At 70.7% G+C, this 1,951-nt stretch carries 1 protein-coding gene and 1 pseudogene; both read right to left on the bottom strand.

Annotated features, from left to right (window positions below):
* Positions 1-54 precede the first annotated feature (54 nt).
* The gene (locus STRTUCAR8_RS10320) at positions 55-1,746 is read right to left on the bottom strand and encodes a DUF885 domain-containing protein (protein WP_006375554.1); all 1,692 of its coding nucleotides are present in this window, start codon (positions 1,744-1,746) and stop codon (positions 55-57) included.
* Positions 1,747-1,750: 4 nt separating this feature from the next.
* Positions 1,751-1,951: pseudogene (locus tag STRTUCAR8_RS10315) on the bottom strand (hypothetical protein); the annotation flags it as partial.

The following is a 1,951-nucleotide window of genomic DNA, read 5'->3' as shown; positions in this document are numbered from 1 at the left end:
CCCCGAACCCTCAACTCCTTTATGCCACCGCCGAGTTACTCTCGGCGGGTCGGGTCACAGCCGGGACAGCTCGTCCACCAGGTCGTCCAGTCCCAGTGAGCCCTGCGACAGCGCGGCCATGTGCCAGGCCTTCGCGTCGAAGGCGTCGCCGTGGCGGCGCTGGGCGTTCTCCCGGCCCAGCAGCCATGCCCGTTCGCCCAGCTTGTAGCCGATCGCCTGCCCGGGGATGGTCAGATAGCGCGTCAGCTCGCTCTCCACGAAGTCCGCGGGACGGCTGCTGTGGGCGCCGAAGAACTCCTGCGCCAGTTCCGGCGTCCAGCGCTCACCGGGGTGGAACGGCGAGTCCGCCGGGATCTCCAGCTCCAGGTGCATACCGATGTCGACGATGACCCGGGCGGCCCGCATCATCTGCGCGTCGAGGTAGCCGAGGCGCTGCTCGGCGTCCGTGAGATAGCCCAGCTCGTCCATGAGACGCTCCGCGTACAGCGCCCAGCCCTCGCAGTTGGCGCTGACACCGCCGACCGTGGCCTGGTAGCGGGAGAGGTTCTCGGCGACGTGCACCCACTGCGCGAGCTGGAGATGGTGGCCGGGGACGCCCTCGTGGTACCAGGTCGACACCAGGTCGTACACGGGGAAGCGGGTCTGGCCCATCGTCGGCAGCCAGGTGGTGCCCGGACGCGAGAAGTCCTCCGACGGGGCCATGTAGTACGGCGCCGCCGCACTGCCGGGGGGTGCGATGCGGGACTCCACCTTCTTCACCCGCTCGGCGAGCTCGAAGTGCGTGCCGTCCAGCGCCTCGATCGCCTGGTCCATCAGGCCCTGGAGCCACTCGCGGACCTCGTCGACGCCCTCGATGTGCTTGCCGTGCTCGTCGAGATGGGCCAGCGCCACCCACGGTGTCCCGGCGCCGGGCAGAACGTTCTCGGCCTCCCGCTTCATCTCACCGAGGAGGCGGTGGTACTCGGCCCAGCCGTACGCGTACGCCTCGTCCAGGTCCAGATCCGTGCCGTTCCAGTAGCGCGACCAGTGCGCGTACCGCTCACGGCCCACCGTGTTCGGCGCGCCCTCGACAGCCGGCGCGTACACCTCCCGCATCCAGTCCCGCAGCTCGACGACAGCCGCGTCCGCGCCCCGGGCCGCCTCGTCCAGCTCGGTGCGCAGCGCCTCGGGGCCGGCCGACGCGAAGTCCGCGAACCAGCCGACGCCCTTGCCGTCCAGGTCGGCCCACTCACCGAGCTGCCCGATGAAGGTGGCGGTGGGGCGCGGGCCGGCGTACAGCTCGCGCTCCAGGCCCAGGGTCAGGCTCTCCCGGTAGCCCAGCAGGGCGGCCGGGACCGCGCGCAGCCGCTCCGCGACCGCCGTCCAGTCCTCGTCCGTCTCCGTCGGCGTCACGGTGAACACCTCGCGCACCGAGTGCGCGGCCGTGTGCATGTTGCCGACGGCGCGCAGGCTCTCACCGGCCTCGTGCACGGCGAGTTCGGCGGTGAGCCGCTCGCGCAGCAGCCGCCCGCAGCGCCGCTCGATGTCACTGTCCGCGCCCGGCCGCTTCTCCGCCTCGTCGAGCCGGGCCAGCGTCGTCCGCGCCAGCTCCGCCAGGGCGTCCTGGCCCGCCGGCGAGGTGTCCGGAAGCCTGCTCGAACTCTCCTTCACGCCGAGGTACGTACCGGTGACCGGGTCGAGGGCGATGAGGTCGTCGACGTAGGTGTCGGCGACCTCGCGGGGCAGCGGGTTCTTGATGTCTGACATGCACTCATCCTCGTATGCGACGGCGGTCGACGTCACGTCGATTCGCGCCGGAACGCGCGACCGAGGTTCGTGGCGTCTTGTTGTTCACCGACTCGGTCTTGCCGGGGGTGATCTGCAGGCCGGCGTTGGTGACTAGGGTCTCTGCCTTGTGGGCGAGATAGGTGATCCCCAGGACGCCGGAGGAGGTGGTCAGGGTGTAGGTCTT

Origin of the sequence: Streptomyces turgidiscabies Car8, from assembly GCF_000331005.1 — a bacterium.
Lineage (GTDB): Bacteria > Actinomycetota > Actinomycetes > Streptomycetales > Streptomycetaceae > Streptomyces > Streptomyces turgidiscabies.
Note: the sequence above shows the minus strand (reverse complement) of the source record. Positions and strands in the feature narration are given on the sequence as shown.

Excerpts from the sequence above, each read along its gene's own strand:
- STRTUCAR8_RS10320 (WP_006375554.1), bottom strand. The coding sequence starts at position 1,746 with ATGTCAGACATCAAGAACCCGCTGCCCCGCGAGGTCGCCGACACCTAC.